At 65.3% G+C, this 16,449-nt stretch carries 13 protein-coding genes and 1 tRNA gene; 12 read left to right on the top strand and 2 right to left on the bottom strand.

Annotation, left to right across the window (positions count from 1 at the left end; all coding sequences use genetic code 11):
- Nucleotides 1-9: 9 nt before the first annotated feature.
- Entirely contained in the window at nucleotides 10-2,334 is a 2,325-nt protein-coding gene (locus KM176_RS02980) for a DNA topoisomerase IV subunit A (RefSeq protein WP_160896381.1), read from the top strand.
- Between the two features lie 129 nt (nucleotides 2,335-2,463).
- On the opposite strand, the gene KM176_RS02975 is transcribed toward KM176_RS02980, so the two are convergent.
- Nucleotides 2,464-3,837, bottom strand: coding sequence for a cytochrome P450 (locus tag KM176_RS02975; RefSeq protein ID WP_160896390.1), 1,374 nt, complete (start codon nucleotides 3,835-3,837; stop codon nucleotides 2,464-2,466).
- Between the two features lie 156 nt (nucleotides 3,838-3,993).
- On the opposite strand from KM176_RS02975, the gene KM176_RS02970 reads away from it, so the two are divergent.
- The 8 genes from KM176_RS02970 (at nucleotide 3,994) to rplA (ending at nucleotide 9,756) form a co-directional block, all read left to right on the top strand.
- Nucleotides 3,994-4,584, top strand: coding sequence for a hypothetical protein (locus tag KM176_RS02970; RefSeq protein ID WP_160896391.1), 591 nt, complete (start codon nucleotides 3,994-3,996; stop codon nucleotides 4,582-4,584).
- Nucleotides 4,585-4,821: 237 nt separating this feature from the next.
- Complete coding sequence (gene tuf, locus KM176_RS02965) at nucleotides 4,822-5,997, top strand: elongation factor Tu (protein ID WP_160892481.1); 1,176 nt, start codon at nucleotides 4,822-4,824, stop codon at nucleotides 5,995-5,997.
- 27 nt (nucleotides 5,998-6,024) lie between these two features.
- Nucleotides 6,025-7,101: a zinc transporter ZntB gene (locus tag KM176_RS02960; RefSeq protein WP_236045137.1), complete on the top strand. Its 1,077-nt coding sequence runs from the start codon at nucleotides 6,025-6,027 to the stop codon at nucleotides 7,099-7,101.
- Between the two features lie 173 nt (nucleotides 7,102-7,274).
- Nucleotides 7,275-7,350 (top strand) — tRNA-Trp (locus tag KM176_RS02955).
- A 158-nt stretch (nucleotides 7,351-7,508) separates the two neighbouring features.
- Nucleotides 7,509-7,700: a preprotein translocase subunit SecE gene (gene secE, locus KM176_RS02950; protein ID WP_160897210.1), complete on the top strand. Its 192-nt coding sequence runs from the start codon at nucleotides 7,509-7,511 to the stop codon at nucleotides 7,698-7,700.
- Nucleotides 7,701-7,927: 227 nt separating this feature from the next.
- Nucleotides 7,928-8,461, top strand: coding sequence for a transcription termination/antitermination protein NusG (gene nusG / locus KM176_RS02945; RefSeq protein ID WP_160897209.1), 534 nt, complete (start codon nucleotides 7,928-7,930; stop codon nucleotides 8,459-8,461).
- Between the two features lie 171 nt (nucleotides 8,462-8,632).
- Entirely contained in the window at nucleotides 8,633-9,058 is a 426-nt protein-coding gene (rplK, locus tag KM176_RS02940) for a 50S ribosomal protein L11 (protein ID WP_160897208.1), read from the top strand.
- On the top strand, nucleotides 9,058-9,756 hold the full coding sequence (gene rplA / locus KM176_RS02935) for a 50S ribosomal protein L1 (protein ID WP_160897207.1): 699 nt from the start codon (nucleotides 9,058-9,060) through the stop codon (nucleotides 9,754-9,756). The genes rplK and rplA overlap by 1 nt, the downstream gene beginning before the upstream one ends.
- Nucleotides 9,757-9,859: 103 nt before the next feature.
- Here rplA and KM176_RS02930 read toward each other — a convergent pair whose 3' ends face one another.
- A complete protein-coding gene (locus KM176_RS02930) occupies nucleotides 9,860-10,609 on the bottom strand; it encodes a YkgJ family cysteine cluster protein (RefSeq protein WP_160897206.1) in 750 nt (249 codons plus the stop codon).
- 429 nt (nucleotides 10,610-11,038) lie between these two features.
- On the opposite strand from KM176_RS02930, the gene rplJ reads away from it, so the two are divergent.
- From rplJ to rpoB, 3 genes are all read left to right on the top strand, one after another.
- Nucleotides 11,039-11,563: a 50S ribosomal protein L10 gene (rplJ, locus tag KM176_RS02925; RefSeq protein ID WP_160897205.1), complete on the top strand. Its 525-nt coding sequence runs from the start codon at nucleotides 11,039-11,041 to the stop codon at nucleotides 11,561-11,563.
- Between the two features lie 74 nt (nucleotides 11,564-11,637).
- The gene (gene rplL, locus KM176_RS02920) at nucleotides 11,638-12,015 is read left to right on the top strand and encodes a 50S ribosomal protein L7/L12 (protein WP_160897204.1); all 378 of its coding nucleotides are present in this window, start codon (nucleotides 11,638-11,640) and stop codon (nucleotides 12,013-12,015) included.
- Between the two features lie 245 nt (nucleotides 12,016-12,260).
- A complete protein-coding gene (gene rpoB, locus KM176_RS02915) occupies nucleotides 12,261-16,397 on the top strand; it encodes a DNA-directed RNA polymerase subunit beta (RefSeq protein WP_160897203.1) in 4,137 nt (1,378 codons plus the stop codon).
- Nucleotides 16,398-16,449 lie beyond the last annotated feature (52 nt).

Below are 16,449 nucleotides of genomic sequence, written 5' to 3'. Positions count from 1 at the left end.
ACCTGATCCATGACGGATACGCCCGAAGATACCCCAGATCTCCCGGCCGGCGGCACCATGCTGGCCGAGCCGCTGCGCCGCGCGATAGGTGAGCGATACCTGACCTACGCGCTTTCCACGATCATGAACCGCGCCCTGCCGGATGCCCGCGACGGGCTGAAGCCGGTGCACCGCCGCATCCTTTACGCGATGCGCGAACTGCGCCTGGGCCCGGCATCGCGGTTCCGCAAGTCCTCGAAGATCTCGGGCGACGTGATGGGCAACTACCACCCGCACGGCGACACGGCGATCTACGACGCCATGGCGCGCCTGGCGCAGGACTTCAACGTCCGCTACCCGCTGGTCGACGGCCAGGGCAACTTCGGCAATATCGACGGCGACAACCCGGCGGCCTCGCGCTACACCGAGGCGCGCCTGACCGCCGTGGCCGAGGCCATGATGGAAGGCCTGAACGAGAACGCCGTCGATTTCCGCGACAACTACGATGGCACGCTGCAGGAACCGGTGGTGTTGCCGGCGGCCTTCCCCAACCTGCTGGCCAATGGCTCTTCGGGGATCGCGGTGGGCATGGCGACCAATATCGCGCCGCACAACATCGTCGAGCTGTGCAATGCCTGCCTGCATCTGATCAAGTCGCCCGACGCCCATGACGACACGCTGCTGAAATACATCCCGGGGCCCGATTTCCCCACCGGCGGTGTGCTGGTGGAAAGCCCGGAAAACATCGCCCGCGCCTATGCCACCGGGCGCGGCGGCTTCCGCCTGCGCGCCAAGTGGGCGGTCGAGGATCTGGGCCGCGGCACCTGGCAGATCGTCGTCACCGAGATCCCCTACCAGGTGCAGAAATCCAAGCTGGTCGAGCGTATCGCCGAGCTGATCCAGACCAAGAAGATCCCGATCCTGGCCGACATCCGCGACGAAAGCGCCGATGACATCCGCATGGTGCTGGAGCCGCGCTCGAAGAACGTCGATCCCGATGTGCTGATGAACATGCTGTTCCGCAACTCGGACCTCGAGGTGCGCTTCGCGCTGAACATGAACGTGCTGATCGACGGCGTGACGCCCAAGGTCTGCTCGCTCAAGGAGGTGCTGCGCGCCTTCCTCGACCACCGCCGCGAGGTGCTCGAACGCCGCTCGGTCTTCCGCCTGGAAAAGATCGACCACCGGCTGGAAGTGCTGGAAGGCCTGGTGATCGCCTTCCTGAACCTTGATCGCGTGATCGACATCATCCGCTACGACGAGGATCCCAAGGCCGCCCTGATGGCCGAGGACTGGTCGAAGAAGCGTCCCCGTGCGGCCAGCGAGGCCGCCTATGTCTCGCCGCTTTCGCAGGGCGATGAGGGCGAGCTGAGCGAGCTTCAGGCCGAGTCGATCCTGAACATGCGCCTGCGCAGCTTGCGGCGCCTGGAAGAGATGGAGCTGCTGCGCGAGCGCGACGCCCTGATGGAGGAGCGCGCCGGTCTCGAGGATCTGCTGGCCCATCCCGAACTGCAGTGGAGCCGTGTCGCCGACCAGATCCGCGAGACCCGCAAGACCTTCGGCAAGGATTACGCGGGCGGCGCCCGCCGCACGCTGATCGAGGCCGCGGGCGAGGTCGAGGAGGTTCCCCTGGAAGCCATGATCGAGCGCGAGCCGATCACGGTGGTCTGCTCGAAGATGGGCTGGATCCGGGCGATGAAGGGCCATATCGACCTCGGCCAGGGCGACAAGCTGAAGTTCAAGGATGGCGACGAGGGCCGCTTCGCCTTCCATGCCGAGACGACGGACAAGATCCTGATCTTCGGCTCCAACGGACGCTTCTACACGGTGCAGGCGGCGAACCTGCCCGGCGGGCGCGGCATGGGCGAACCGCTGCGCCTGATGGTCGACCTGCCCAATGAGGCAGAGATCATCGACATGCGCATCTACCGCGCCGGCGAGAAGCTGATCGTGGCCTCGACGGCGGGCGATGGTTTCATCGTCCCCGAGGACGAGGTGCTGGCCCAGACCCGAAGCGGCAAGCAGGTACTGAACGTCAAGGACGATGTCCGCGCGCTGCTGGTCAAGCCGATCTGGGGCGATCACGTCGCCGTGGTGGGCGAGAACCGCAAGGTGCTGGTCTTCCCGATCGAGGAACTGCCCGAGATGTCCCGAGGCAAGGGCGTGCGCCTGCAGAAGTTCAAGGACGGCGGTCTTTCGGATCTGACCACCTTCGTGCTGGCCGATGGCCTGTCCTGGCACGACCCGGCAGGGCGCACCCGCACCGAAAGCAATCTCGCGGAATGGCTCGCGAAGCGCGCCTCCACGGGCCGCATGGCGCCGCGCGGTTTCCCCCGCGACAACAAGTTCAACTGAGAGCGACCTGTCTCATTTTCTTGTTCTCAAATACCTCCCGCGGAGCGTCGCCCCGGACCACAGGTCCGGGGCGATTTCGTTCCTGCGGAACGAAGCCTTCGGCGAAGGTATTTGGAACAAGAAAATGGGTCAGGAAAGTGCTTCGGCCCGCAGCCAGATGCCACCTTCGGGGCGCAGTGTCAGGATCATCACCGGGCGCGGATTGCGGCCAGGGATCGGGGTGAACCGGAAACGGGCCAGTAACGTGGCCAGGATGATCACCGCCTCCTGCACGGCGAAGCTGGCGCCGATGCAGACCCGCGGGCCGTCCCCGAACGGCAGGTAGGCATAGCGGGGCACCGCCTTGCGGTCGGTGAAACGGTCCGGATCGAAGGCGTCGGGCCGGTCCCAGAGCAGGCGGTTGCGGTGCAGCGCGTAGATCGGCAGCATCACCGTATCGCCGGCGCGCACCTCCCTTCCACACAGCCTGTCGGGCACCTGCGCGGTCCGCGAGATGATCGCGGCGGGCGGGTAGAGGCGGAGGGCCTCGTCGATGATCGCCCGCAGGTAGGGCAGCTGCGGCAGGTCCGCGGCGGTCGCGGTCCGCTCGCCCAGGGCGGCGCGGGCCTCGGCGCGGGCGCGGTCCTGGACCGCGGGGTCGAAGGCGCAGAGGTACAGCGCCCAGCCCAGCGTCAGCGCCGTTGTCTCGTGGCCGGCGACGATGAAGGTCAGCAGGTTGTCCGCCAGCTCCGCGTCGCTCATGCGGCGGTGCTCCTCGGGGTCCTCGGCGGCCAGCAGAAGGTCGAGCAGATCCGGGGCCGGGCCGCGCTGGCCGCTGGCCCGGCGCGAGGCGATGGCATCGTCCGCCACCGCCTTCATGCGCTTCACCACCGGACCGGAGAGCGCCCGCGCCGGGCGCGGGATCCAGTCGGGCGCGCCCAGCATGTCGAGGATCGAGACCCGGGCCGCCGCCGCGATGTAGCCGTCGATGGCGCGGTGCACCGCGTCGCGATCGAAGCTCTTGCCGCCCGAGAAGGTGATTTCGGAGATCACCTCGAAGGTGGCGCGGACCATCTCGTCGGCCATGTCGACCGCACCGGGGCCGGCGGCGGCCACGCGGGCGCAGGCGTGATCTGCGGCTGCGCTCATCACCGGGCCGAGGCCGGTGACGTGGCGGTGCGAGAAGACCGGCGCCACCGCGCGGCGTTGCCAGCGCCAGTGCGCCCCCTCGGCGATGAACAGCGAATGCCCGATCACCGGGCGCAGCAGGTTCTTCGTCACCCCGCTCTTGGGGTAATCCTCGACCCGTTCCAGCAGCACCCGCCGGATCGCGGCGGGATCCATCAGCATGTGCCAGCGGATCCCCATCCTGCCCGAGACGATGGGCTGCTTCACCGCAAGCTCCGGCAGGATCTCGAGGACGTTGCGCCGCGCCGCGCGCAGCGAGCCGAGCATCCCCAGCGGCGCGGTCACCAGCGGGACGCGCACCGGCAGGGCAGGAGGGGGGCTCTGGTCGTCGGGCATCGGGGTCTCCGCCGGGCGGGCCCCGTGCCGGGCCCGCATTGTGGGGATCATATCACTATGGCGGGCAGCCGGAACCCCGCCCGGTCCCGCGATAATTGAAACGCCCGGGCCGATCCGCTATCGGGGAAAGGATCCAGATCTGCCCGAGGAGGCCGCATGACCGCCCAGATCCTTTCACGCCGCCTGGTGCCCGCCCTGGGCCTGACGGCGCTGCTGATGCTCGGCGGTTGCGCCTCAAGCCAGAAGGCGGACCAGCATCCCGACCTCGGCCATTTCAAGCTGGGCTGGGATGTCGTGGTGGCCTCGAAGATGCGCCAGGGCCCGCTGTCGCGGGAGGCCTCGCCGGAAGAGTTCCAGAATGCCATCAAGGCCTCGGTCGAGAAGCGCCTGCGGCCCTATGACGGCGACCAGCTCTATCATCTGGGGATCTCGGTCGAGGGGTACGTGCTGGCCGCGCCCGGCATTCCGCTGATCTTCGCGCCGAAGTCGATCCTGATGATCAAGGTCACGGTCTGGGACGACGCCAAGGGCGGCAAGATCAACGAGGAGCCGAAGCTGATCGTGGTGATGGAGAAATTCGGCGCCCAGAGCCTGATCGGCACCGGGTTCACGATGACCCGGGAAGAGCAGATCGACCAGCTGGCCGACCGCGCCGCCCAGAAGATCGAGGACTGGCTGGCCGACAACCCGGCCTGGTTCGCCAAGCACGACAGCACCGCCCCGGCCGCGAAACCCTCCGGTTCCTGAGCCCGCCTGACCACCGTCGGACCCTGTCCCGCGACCCCGGGTCGCGGGCGGGTTGCGGCATCTGCGTGACGCTTTCGCGACAGGCGCGTGACGGGGCGCATCCCGGGGGCGTTTCGCCGATGTGACAGCAGGGCGCTGTTGCCGAAGTGGCGCTTGATTTTCCCTTCGGGACAAAATAAATCGCGGCCCCAGTGAAATCGGGCCGGGTTGGCCCCCAAACCACAGAGGCGCCTGACGATGGCAAAGGAAAAGTTTGAGCGCGGCAAACCGCACTGCAACATCGGCACGATCGGTCACGTTGACCACGGCAAGACGACGCTGACGGCGGCGATCACGAAGTACTTCGGTGACTTCAAGGCCTACGACCAGATCGACGGCGCGCCCGAAGAGAAGGCCCGTGGCATCACGATCTCGACCGCACACGTGGAATACGAGACCGAAGCCCGTCACTACGCGCACGTCGACTGCCCCGGCCACGCCGACTACGTGAAGAACATGATCACCGGTGCCGCCCAGATGGACGGCGCGATCCTGGTCGTGAACGCAGCTGACGGCCCGATGCCGCAGACCCGCGAGCACATCCTGCTGGGCCGCCAGGTGGGTATCCCCGCCATGGTCGTGTTCATGAACAAGGTCGACCAGGTCGACGACGAGGAGCTGCTGGAGCTCGTCGAGATGGAAGTGCGCGAACTGCTGTCCGCCTACGACTTCCCCGGCGACGACATCCCCGTCATCGCAGGTTCGGCTCTGGCCGCACTGGAAGGCCGTGATCCCGAGATCGGCGAGAACAAGATCCGCGAACTGATGGCCGCCGTTGACGCGTACATCCCGCAGCCGGCACGCGCTGTCGACCAGCCGTTCCTGATGCCGATCGAAGACGTGTTCTCGATCTCGGGCCGCGGCACCGTGGTCACCGGCCGCGTCGAGCGTGGTGTGGTCAACGTTGGCGACGAACTCGAAATCGTCGGCATCAAGGCCACCAAGAAAACCACCTGCACCGGCGTGGAAATGTTCCGCAAGCTGCTGGATCGCGGGGAAGCCGGCGACAACATCGGCGCCCTGCTGCGCGGCATCGACCGTGAAGGCGTGGAACGTGGCCAGGTGCTCTGCAAGCCGGGTTCGGTCAAGCCGCACACCAAGTTCGAAGCCGAAGCCTACATCCTGACCAAGGAAGAGGGTGGCCGTCACACGCCGTTCTTCGCGAACTACCGCCCGCAGTTCTACTTCCGGACCACGGACGTCACCGGCACCGTCGAACTGCCCGAGGGCACCGAGATGGTCATGCCCGGCGACAACCTGAAGTTCACCGTCGAGCTGATCGCGCCGATCGCAATGGAAGAGAAGCTGCGCTTCGCTATCCGTGAAGGCGGCCGCACCGTCGGCTCCGGCGTCGTCTCGAAAATCATCGAGTGATCGACGCTTCCGCGGGGTGACCCGCTGATGCCAGACTTCGAAACGGCGGGGGATCTCCTCCGCCGTTTCCCGTTGCGGCAGGGCGATGTCGCGGCGCTGGACCTTTCGGGGCGCCCGCCTATCATCGCCGCCATGACCCATCCGATCCATTTCGCCTATGTCCTCGACGGTCCCGCGCGCTGCCAGCGCCTGGCGGGGCACGACGTGCAGGACATGCTGCTGTCGCCGACCCTGGCCTGGGCGCATCTCGATGCCACCCATGACGATGCCCAGGACTGGGTGGCGGCGCATCTCTCCTATCTCGACGACACGGTGACCGAGGCCCTGACCCAGACCGAGACCCGCCCCCGCGCCACGGCGATCGGAGAGGGGCTCCTGGTGATCCTCAGGGGAGTCAACCTCAACCCCGGCAAGGACCGGGAGGACATGGTGGCGGTGCGGCTCTGGGCCGATGCCCACCGCATCGTGACGCTGTCGCGCCAGCGGGTCCGCGCGCTGGAGGACATCGCCGCGGAGATCGACGCCGGCGCGGGACCGGCCACCGCCGGGGAATTCATCGCCATGCTGGCGGACCGGCTGACCGACCGCATCGAACCCTTCGTGACCGAGCTCGACAGCGATGTCGACGGGCTGGAGACCGAGATCATCCAGTCCCCCTCCAAGGATCTGCGCCGCCGAATCGTCGCGCTGCGGCTCTCCGTGGTGGAGCTGCGCCGCCACATGCCGCCGCAGCGCGACGCGCTGAAGCTGCTGGCAGGCTCGAAGTCCCCCCTCTTTTCCGAGCATGACCTGCGCGAGCTGCAGGAGAATCACGACCGGCTGACCCGGGTCTCGGAAAACCTCGACGAGCTGCGCGACAATCTCGGCGTCCTGCGCGACGAACTGGCCGGGCTGCTGGCGGACCGGCTCAACAGCCACATGTACGTGCTGGCGATCATCTCGGGCATCTTCCTGCCGCTGGGCTTCCTGACCGGGCTTTTCGGCATAAACGTGGGCGGCATGCCCGGGGCAGGGGATCCGCATGCCTTCTGGGTCTTCACCGGCCTGCTGATCGCCCTGGTGGCTCTCGTCCTGGCCATCCTGCGCGGTTTCCGCTGGCTCTAGGCGCCGCTCCCCGTCATCTGGTCGGAAATATCCCGGGGGAGTCGCCCCTCGGGGCGACGGGGGCAGCGCCCCCTCCCGCCCCCTGCCGCAAGGACAGGCGGGAAATCTCTCCACGGCCCGAAACTCTCCCTTGATCTTCTGCGCGCCCTGCCATAATCACCGCCCTACGGCATAGGGGTATAGCTCAGTTGGTAGAGCATCGGTCTCCAAAACCGAGGGTCGCGGGTTCGAGTCCTGCTGCCCCTGCCAGTTTCCATCACGACATCGCCAGCACGGTCCGCCAGCCCATTTCGGGCTCTTCCGGCGTGATGCGAACGGGTTGATAATCCCTGCGCATCCGCGTAAGGGAGAGCACCCGCAGGGGCCCGTCGGGCCCTGCCCAGAGACATCCAGGTGAGGATCCCGCCATGGCGAACCCGCTCCAGTTCATCCAGCAGACCCGTACCGAGATCGGCAAGGTCGCATGGCCCACGCGTCGCGAAGTCGCGCTGACCACCGTCATGGTGCTGGTCATGGCCGCCCTGACCGCCGTGTTCTTCGCGCTCGTCGACCTCGGCATCCGCTCGGGTCTGCAGGGCATCCTCAGCCTCTTCAGCTGAGCCGGGCCCCGGGGCACCCCGGGACTTGCACATCGGGGCCGAGTTTTGTACTCAGCCCCCGTTCCCCCTGATCTGGCGCGTGGCGATTCGGCCCCGCGCCGGTTTTCTATGGGGGAAGGGCCTTTCGCGTTCCCCGGGAACGCCGCGAAGGTCCGACGGAAATTTCGGTCGTGTGTGCCCGAGGGCACCCCGCGGCATTGAGTGGAACTAGCAAGGGTCGTTGCGACATGGCGAAACGGTGGTACTCGGTCTCGGTCCTCTCGAACTTCGAGAAGAAGATCGCCGAGCAGATCCGGCAGAGCGTCGAAGAGAAGGGTCTTCAGGACCAGATCGACGAGGTGCTCGTGCCGACCGAGGAAGTGATCGAGATCCGTCGGGGCAAGAAGGTCTCGACCGAACGCCGTTTCATGCCCGGCTACGTGCTGGTCCACATGGAAATGTCGGACGAGGGTTATCACCTGGTGAACTCGATCAACCGCGTCACCGGCTTCCTCGGTCCGCAGGGCCGTCCGATGCCGATGCGTGACGCGGAGGTGCAGGGCATCCTGGGCCGCGTCCAGGAAGGCGAAGAAGCGCCGCGCACGCTCATCCACTTCGAGGTGGGCGAGAAGGTCAAGGTCAACGACGGTCCGTTCGAGGACTTCGATGGCATGATCGAGGAGGTCGACGAGGACAACCAGCGCCTCAAGGTCTCGGTCTCGATCTTCGGTCGGGAAACCCCGGTCGAGCTGGAATTCACCCAGGTCACCAAGCAGGGCTGACCCGGGTCACGCGCGCCTTCGGGCGCGTCCGCCGGGGCAGGGCCGGCATTCATTCGTGGGAGGCGAGGGGCGCGCGCGCTTCGGACCAGACCACGCTGACAGGCGGGCGCGACGCGTCGTGATCCGCCAGGGCACATCGAAGGATGTGCCGGTGAACCAAGGAGAAGGCCAATGGCCAAGAAACTGATCGGCAGCCTCAAGCTGCAAGTCCCGGCTGGCAAAGCCAACCCGTCCCCGCCGGTCGGCCCCGCACTGGGTCAGCGCGGCATCAACATCATGGAATTCTGCAAGGCGTTCAACGCCAAGACGCAGGACATGGAAGTTGGCGCACCCTGCCCGACCGTCATCACCTACTACCAGGACAAGTCCTTCACGATGGAAATCAAGACGCCCCCCGCGTCTTATTACCTGAAGAAGGCCGCCAAGCTGCAGTCCGGTTCCAAGACCCCCGGCAAGGCCACCGCAGGTACGGTGACCGTTGCTCAGGTCAAGGAAATCGCTGAAGCGAAGATGAAAGATCTGAATGCCAACGATATCGAAGCGGCGATGCAGATCATCCTGGGCTCCGCCCGCTCCATGGGCATCGAGGTGAAGTGATGGCTAAGCTCGGTAAACGTACCCGCGCCGCCCGCGAAGCCTTCGCCGGCAAGGAAAACATCTCGATCGAAGAAGCGGTCACGCTGATCAAGGCCAACGCAAAGGCCAAGTTCGACGAGACCGTCGAGATCGCCGTGAACCTCGGCGTCGATCCCCGTCACGCAGACCAGATGGTCCGCGGCGTCGTCGGCCTGCCCAACGGCACCGGCAAGGACGTGCGCGTTGCCGTCTTCGCCCGTGGCGCCAAGGCTGACGAAGCCAAGGAAGCCGGTGCGGACGTCGTCGGTGCAGAAGACCTGATGGAATCCATCCAGGGCGGCACCATCGACTTCGACCGTTGCATCGCGACCCCGGACATGATGCCGATCGTCGGCCGTCTGGGCAAGATCCTCGGCCCGCGCAACCTGATGCCGAACCCCAAGGTCGGCACCGTGACCATGGACGTGAAAGCGGCCGTGGAAGCAGCCAAGGGCGGCGAAGTGCAGTTCAAGGTCGAAAAAGCAGGCGTCGTGCACGCCGGCGTCGGCAAGGTCTCCTTCGACGAAGCCAAGCTGGTCGAGAACATCCGCGCTTTCGTGGAAGCAGTTTCCCGCGCGAAGCCCGCAGGCGCCAAAGGCACCTACATGAAGGGCATCTCGCTGAGCTCGACCATGGGCCCGGGCGTCTCGGTCGCTGTCGAAAGCGCAACCGGCAACTGATCGTTCCGATCGGTGACATTCTGAAAGGGCGGGCTTCGGTCCGCCCTTTCGCATTTCGGGGCCCCGTTTCCGGGCCCCTCGGGACCCGGGCAGGGCAGGGGCGTCAGGAGGGCGAGTTGCCGATGTCCTCGCAGGTCTCCTCCAGTTCCGAGGTCGGATGGCGCGCGGCCTTCAGCGCGGCATCCAGCGGCGCACCGTCGCAGGCCGCCTGCGCCAGCGCCTCCAGGCTGTAGGTGTGCAGCAGCGCCGTGCCCCGCATCACCTCGCGCGAGAGCGCCAGCACGGTCAGGTAATCGAGGTGGTTGCCCAGCATCCCCGATCCGTCCTCGTCACCGCCCTCGGCATTCTCGCGGCAGGCCTCGGCATCGACCGAGAGGAAGCTGCGGCAGACCGTGGGGCGGGCCTCGTAGGCGCGGCACTGGCGCGTCTCGGGATCAAGCGCGGCGCAGGCATGGGCGTGCCAGGCGCGGCCGTCGGGTTGCCCTGCGAAGGGCGCCAGGGCGCCGTGCAGGGCGGTGGCCTCGGCCTCGCCGATCAGGCCGCCGTCGCCCTCCAGCAGGATGCAGCAGAAGGCGCAGCCGGCGGCACAGGCGGCATTTGTCAGCACCTCGGGCTGCTCGGCGCGGATCTGCGCGCCGGTGATCTCTCCGATCTCGCGGGCGGCATCGCCCGAGGCGAGTCGCGCCAGGGTGCGGGGCAGGGGGCGGGCCTCGGACGCGCTGGTGGCCAGCCAGGCATCCAGCAGGCGGCGACCGCGGTCCTCCAGGAAGTCGGGCATCCCCCGGGCGCGGGCCTTCGTCAGCTTGCGGCGCAGCGCGGGATAATCGAGTGCGGCGCGGGCAGATTTGCTCATGGGGTGGGTCTTTCGCTTCCAATCTGAAGGGATCACTGGCACAGGGCCGCCTTCAAGCGTATAAGATCCGGGATCATGGTGCCAGCGGGTCCCCGGACCGGCACTGGCCCGCCGAAAAGTGCCGCCGTTCCGACGTGCGGCCTGTTCACGTTTATTTTGCTCTTCACATCCGCTTCCGGAAGGCTTAGAAGCCCTCTGGTCAGGTCGTCCGGATTCGGTTGGCCCGACGATTCGTCCGAGACGGCGGGTGGTTCGCGCATGTGGGCCATAATTCCTGCCTGAGACGGGAAAGAACCAGATTTCTTCGGGCCCGCGCATGCGGCTCCCCGGGGCGACCTTGGACGGACCCGTTTACGGACCCGCATGCCGGGACGTTCGTTCCGGCAGAAATGAGCCGGAGGGTCACACCTCCCTACTTGGAGTGAAACTGTGGATAGAGCCCAGAAAGAGAAAGTGGTCGACGAACTCGGCCAGATCTTCGAAAGCTCTGGCGTTGTGGTGGTTGCCCACTACACCGGTCTCACGGTTGCAGACATGCAGTCGCTGCGCGCCAAGGCCCGTGAGGCCGGTGGTAGCGTGCGTGTCGCCAAGAACAGGCTCGCCAAGATCGCCCTGGAAGGCAAGCCCTGCGCAAGCATGGCCGATCTTCTCACGGGCATGACGGTGCTCACCTACTCCGAAGACCCTGTCGCAGCAGCGAAGGTCGCGGAAGATTTCGCCAAAGAGAACAAGAAGTTCGAAATTCTCGGCGGCGCAATGGGTGAAACCGCACTGGACCGTGCCGGTGTCGAAGCCGTGTCGAAGATGCCCTCGCGCGAAGAGCTCATTGCTCAGATCGTGTCGTGCATCGGCGCACCCGCCTCGAACATCGCCGGTGCCATTGGCGCTCCTGCTTCGAATATCGCCTCCATCCTGTCCACGATCGAAGAAAAGTTCGAGGACAAGGCGGCGTAAGCAACCTTGCGACTGGCGTAGGGTCCTAAGCCCCAACGTTGGAACACATCTAGAGATACGGAAAGAGTCACAAAATGGCTGATCTGAAGAAACTGGCAGAAGAGATCGTTGGTCTGACGCTTCTCGAAGCACAAGAACTGAAAACCATCCTGAAGGACGAGTACGGCATCGAGCCCGCAGCTGGCGGCGCCGTCATGGTCGCAGGTCCGGCAGCCGACGCTGGCGCAGCCGAAGAAGAGAAAACCGAGTTCGACGTCATCCTGAAGTCGGCCGGCGCTTCCAAAATCAACGTCATCAAAGAAGTCCGCGGCATCACCGGCCTGGGCCTCAAAGAAGCCAAAGAGCTGGTCGAAGCCGGCGGCAAGGCTGTCAAAGAAGGCGTTTCGAAAGAAGAAGCCGAAGACATCAAGGGCAAGCTGGAAGCAGCTGGCGCCGAGATCGAAATCAAGTAATCCGGCTTTCCGGGCCTGTCCCGGATGCAAGGATTTCCAAGGCTGGACGCGGGGATACCCGCGTTCAGCCGAACCTGTCTCAGAGAGGGCTTTTCTGAAAGTCCTGCCTAAGGCGAGGTTCGCGGATCGGGAGGTCACCATTGGGACGGTGGCCAGGCATGGATCCGAACCCCCTGTCTCGATTGGGCGTTGCGCCGGGGCCCGACGGCGCGCGACCCGTAGAGAAACGAAAGGTGAGACCCGTCATGGCTCAGACCTACCTTGGTCAGAAACGTCTTCGCAAATACTTCGGCAAGATTCGCGAAGTCCTTGAAATGCCGAACCTCATCGAGGTTCAGAAGTCCTCCTACGAACTGTTCCTGAAATCCGGCGATGCGGTGGATCCCACCGACGGCGAAGGCATCAAAGGTGTCTTCCAGTCGGTCTTCCCGATCAAGGACTTCAACGAGACCGCGGTTCTCGAGTTCGTCAAGTACGAGCTGGAACGCCCGAAATACGACGTCGACGAGTGCATGCAGCGCGACATGACCTACAGCGCCCCGCTGAAGGTCACCCTGCGTCTGATCGTCTTCGATATCGACGAGGATACCGGCGCGAAGTCCGTCAAGGACATCAAGGAGCAGGATGTCTTCATGGGCGACATGCCCCTGATGACGCCGAACGGCACCTTCATCGTCAACGGCACCGAGCGGGTCATCGTGTCCCAGATGCACCGCTCTCCGGGTGTCTTCTTCGACCATGACAAGGGCAAGACGCACAGCTCGGGCAAGCTGCTCTTCGCCTGCCGCATCATTCCGTACCGTGGCTCCTGGCTGGACTTCGAGTTCGACGCCAAGGACATCGTGTTCGCGCGCATCGACCGTCGCCGCAAGCTGCCGGTGACGACGCTGCTCTACGCCCTGGGCCTGGACCAGGAAACCATCATGGAGTCCTACTACAACACGGTGGATTACTCCTACCGTCGTGGTCAGGGCTGGGTGACCAAGTTCTTCCCCGAGCGTGTGCGCGGCACCCGTCCAACCTTCGACCTGGTCGATGCCGATTCCGGCGAGATCATCGCCGAAGCCGGCAAGAAGGTGACCCCGCGCGCCGTCAAGAAGCTGATCGACGAAGGCACGGTGAAAAGCCTGCTGGAGCCGTTCGAGCGCATCGTCGGCAAGTATGTCGCCCGCGACCTCATCAACGAGGAAACCGGTGCGATCTACGTCGAGGCAGGCGATGAGCTGACCCTGGAATACGACAAGGGCGGCGAGATCATCGGCGGCACCGTGAAGGAGCTGCTGGAAGCCGGCATCACCGATATCCCGGTCCTCGACATCGACAACATCAACGTCGGTCCGTACATGCGGAACACGATGGCGATGGACAAGAACATGAACCGCGACACCGCGCTCATGGACATCTATCGCGTCATGCGTCCGGGCGAGCCGCCGACCGTCGAAGCCGCTTCGGCGCTGTTCGACACCCTGTTCTTCGACAGCGAGCGCTACGACCTTTCGGCCGTGGGCCGCGTGAAGATGAACATGCGTCTGGATCTGGAAAAGCCGGACACCCAGCGGACCCTGGATCGCGACGACATCGTCAAGTGCATCAAGGCCCTGGTCGAGCTGCGCGACGGCAAGGGCGAGATCGACGACATCGACCACCTCGGCAACCGTCGTGTGCGTTCGGTCGGCGAGCTGATGGAAAACCAGTACCGCGTCGGGCTGCTTCGCATGGAGCGCGCGATCAAGGAACGCATGTCCTCCGTCGAGATCGACACGGTCATGCCGCAGGACCTGATCAACGCGAAGCCCGCAGCGGCTGCCGTGCGTGAATTCTTCGGCTCCTCGCAGCTGTCGCAGTTCATGGACCAGACCAACCCGCTGTCCGAAGTGACGCACAAACGCCGTCTCTCGGCGCTTGGCCCGGGCGGTCTGACCCGCGAACGTGCCGGCTTCGAAGTGCGCGACGTTCACGCCACGCACTACGGCCGCATGTGCCCGATTGAAACGCCGGAAGGTCCGAACATCGGCCTGATCAACTCGCTGGCGACCTTCGCCCGCGTGAACAAGTACGGCTTCATCGAGACCCCCTACCGCACGGTGCGCGACAAGCAGGTGACCGACGAGGTCCACTACATGTCCGCGACCGAGGAACAGCGTCACGTGGTGGCCCAGGCCAACGCGTCGCTGGACGAAGAGGGGCGCTTCACCAACGAGATGGTCAACACCCGTCAGGCCGGCGAATACACGCTGACCCCGACCGAGGCCGTGGACCTGATCGACGTGTCGCCGAAGCAGCTGGTTTCGGTCGGCGCTTCGCTGATCCCGTTCCTTGAAAACGACGACGCAAACCGCGCCCTGATGGGTGCGAACATGCAGCGTCAGGCCGTTCCCCTGCTGCGCGCGGAAGCGCCGGTCGTGGGCACGGGCATCGAGGGCAAGGTCGCCATCGACTCCGGTGCGGCCATCCAGGCCCGTCGGGCAGGCATCATCGACCAGGTCGACGCGCAGCGGATCGTGATCCGTGCCACCGGCGATCTGGAGCTGGGCGATGCCGGCGTCGACATCTACCGGATGCGCAAGTTCCAGCGCTCCAACCAGAACACCTGCATCAACCAGCGTCCGCTGGTGAAGGTGGGTCAGACGGTTGGCAAGGGCGAAGTGATCGCCGACGGCCCGTCCACCGACATGGGGGAACTGGCGCTCGGCAAGAACATCGTCATCGCGTTCATGCCCTGGAACGGCTACAACTACGAAGACTCCATCCTGATCTCCGAGCGCATCGCGCGTGACGACGTCTTCACCTCGATCCACATCGAGGAATTCGAAGTCGCCGCCCGTGACACCAAGCTGGGCCCGGAAGAAATCACCCGCGACATCCCCAACGTCGGCGAGGAAGCCCTGCGCAACCTCGACGAAGCGGGCATCGTCTACATCGGTGCGGACGTGGAGCCGGGCGACATCCTGGTCGGCAAGATCACCCCGAAGGGCGAAAGCCCGATGACGCCGGAAGAAAAGCTTCTGCGCGCCATCTTCGGCGAAAAGGCCTCGGACGTGCGCGACACCTCGCTGCGTGTGAAGCCCGGTGACTACGGCACCGTCGTGGAAGTGCGCGTCTTCAACCGTCACGGCGTGGAGAAGGACGAACGTGCCCTCCAGATCGAGCGGGAAGAAGTCGAGCGCCTGTCGCGTGACCGTGACGACGAGCTGGCGATCCTGGATCGCAACATCTACGCCCGTCTGAAGGACATGATCCTCGGCAAGACCGCGGTGAAGGGTCCGAAGGGCATCAAGGCCGGTTCGGAAATCACCGAAGACCTGCTGGGCACGCTGTCGCGCGGCCAGTGGTGGCAGCTTGCGCTGGAAGACGACAAGGAATCCCAGATCGTCGAAGCCCTGAACGAGCAGTACGAGGCGCAGAAGCGCGCCCTGGATGCCCGTTTCGAGGACAAGGTCGAGAAGGTCCGTCGCGGCGACGATCTGCCTCCGGGCGTGATGAAGATGGTCAAGGTCTTCATCGCTGTGAAGCGCAAGCTTCAGCCGGGCGACAAGATGGCCGGCCGTCACGGCAACAAGGGTGTGGTTTCGCGCGTCGTCCCGATGGAAGACATGCCGTTCCTCGCCGATGGGACGCCCGTCGACTTCTGCCTCAACCCGCTGGGCGTGCCCTCGCGCATGAACGTCGGTCAGATCCTTGAAACCCACATGGGCTGGGCATCGCGCGGCCTGGGTCTCAAGATCGACGAGGCGCTTCAGGACTACCGCCGCACCGGCGACATGACCCCGGTTCGCGAGGCCCTGCGCATCGCCTATGGCGACGAAGTCTACGACGAAGGCTTTGCCGAGATGGACGAAGAGCACCTGATCGAGGCCGCCGGCAACGTCACCCGTGGCGTGCCGATCGCGACCCCGGTCTTCGACGGCGCCAAGGAAGAAGACATCAACGCGGCGCTCAGCCGTGCGGGCTTCGACACCTCGGGTCAGTCGGTCCTCTTCGACGGTCGCACCGGCGAGCAGTTCTCGCGCAAGGTCACGGTTGGCTTCAAGTACATGCTGAAGCTGCACCACCTGGTGGACGACAAGATCCACGCGCGCTCGACCGGCCCGTACTCCCTCGTCACGCAGCAGCCGCTGGGTGGTAAGGCGCAGTTCGGCGGCCAGCGTTTCGGGGAAATGGAAGTCTGGGCCCTCGAAGCCTATGGCGCCGCCTACACCCTGCAGGAAATGCTGACCGTGAAGTCGGACGACGTGGCTGGCCGGACCAAGGTCTACGAAAGCATCGTCAAGGGCGAGGACAACTTCGAAGCGGGCGTTCCCGAGAGCTTCAACGTGCTCGTGAAGGAAGTCCGCGGCCTCGGCCTGAACATGGAACTCCTGGACGCGGAGGAGGAGGAGTAAGCCCCACCGCTTGCTCCGGGGCGGCGTGATGTCGCCCCACCCTCACTCCCCG

Source organism: Pseudooceanicola endophyticus, from assembly GCF_018760365.1.
Lineage (GTDB): Bacteria > Pseudomonadota > Alphaproteobacteria > Rhodobacterales > Rhodobacteraceae > Pseudooceanicola > Pseudooceanicola endophyticus.
The sequence above is the reverse complement of the archived record's forward strand: the minus strand, read 5'-3'. Positions and strand labels throughout refer to the sequence as shown.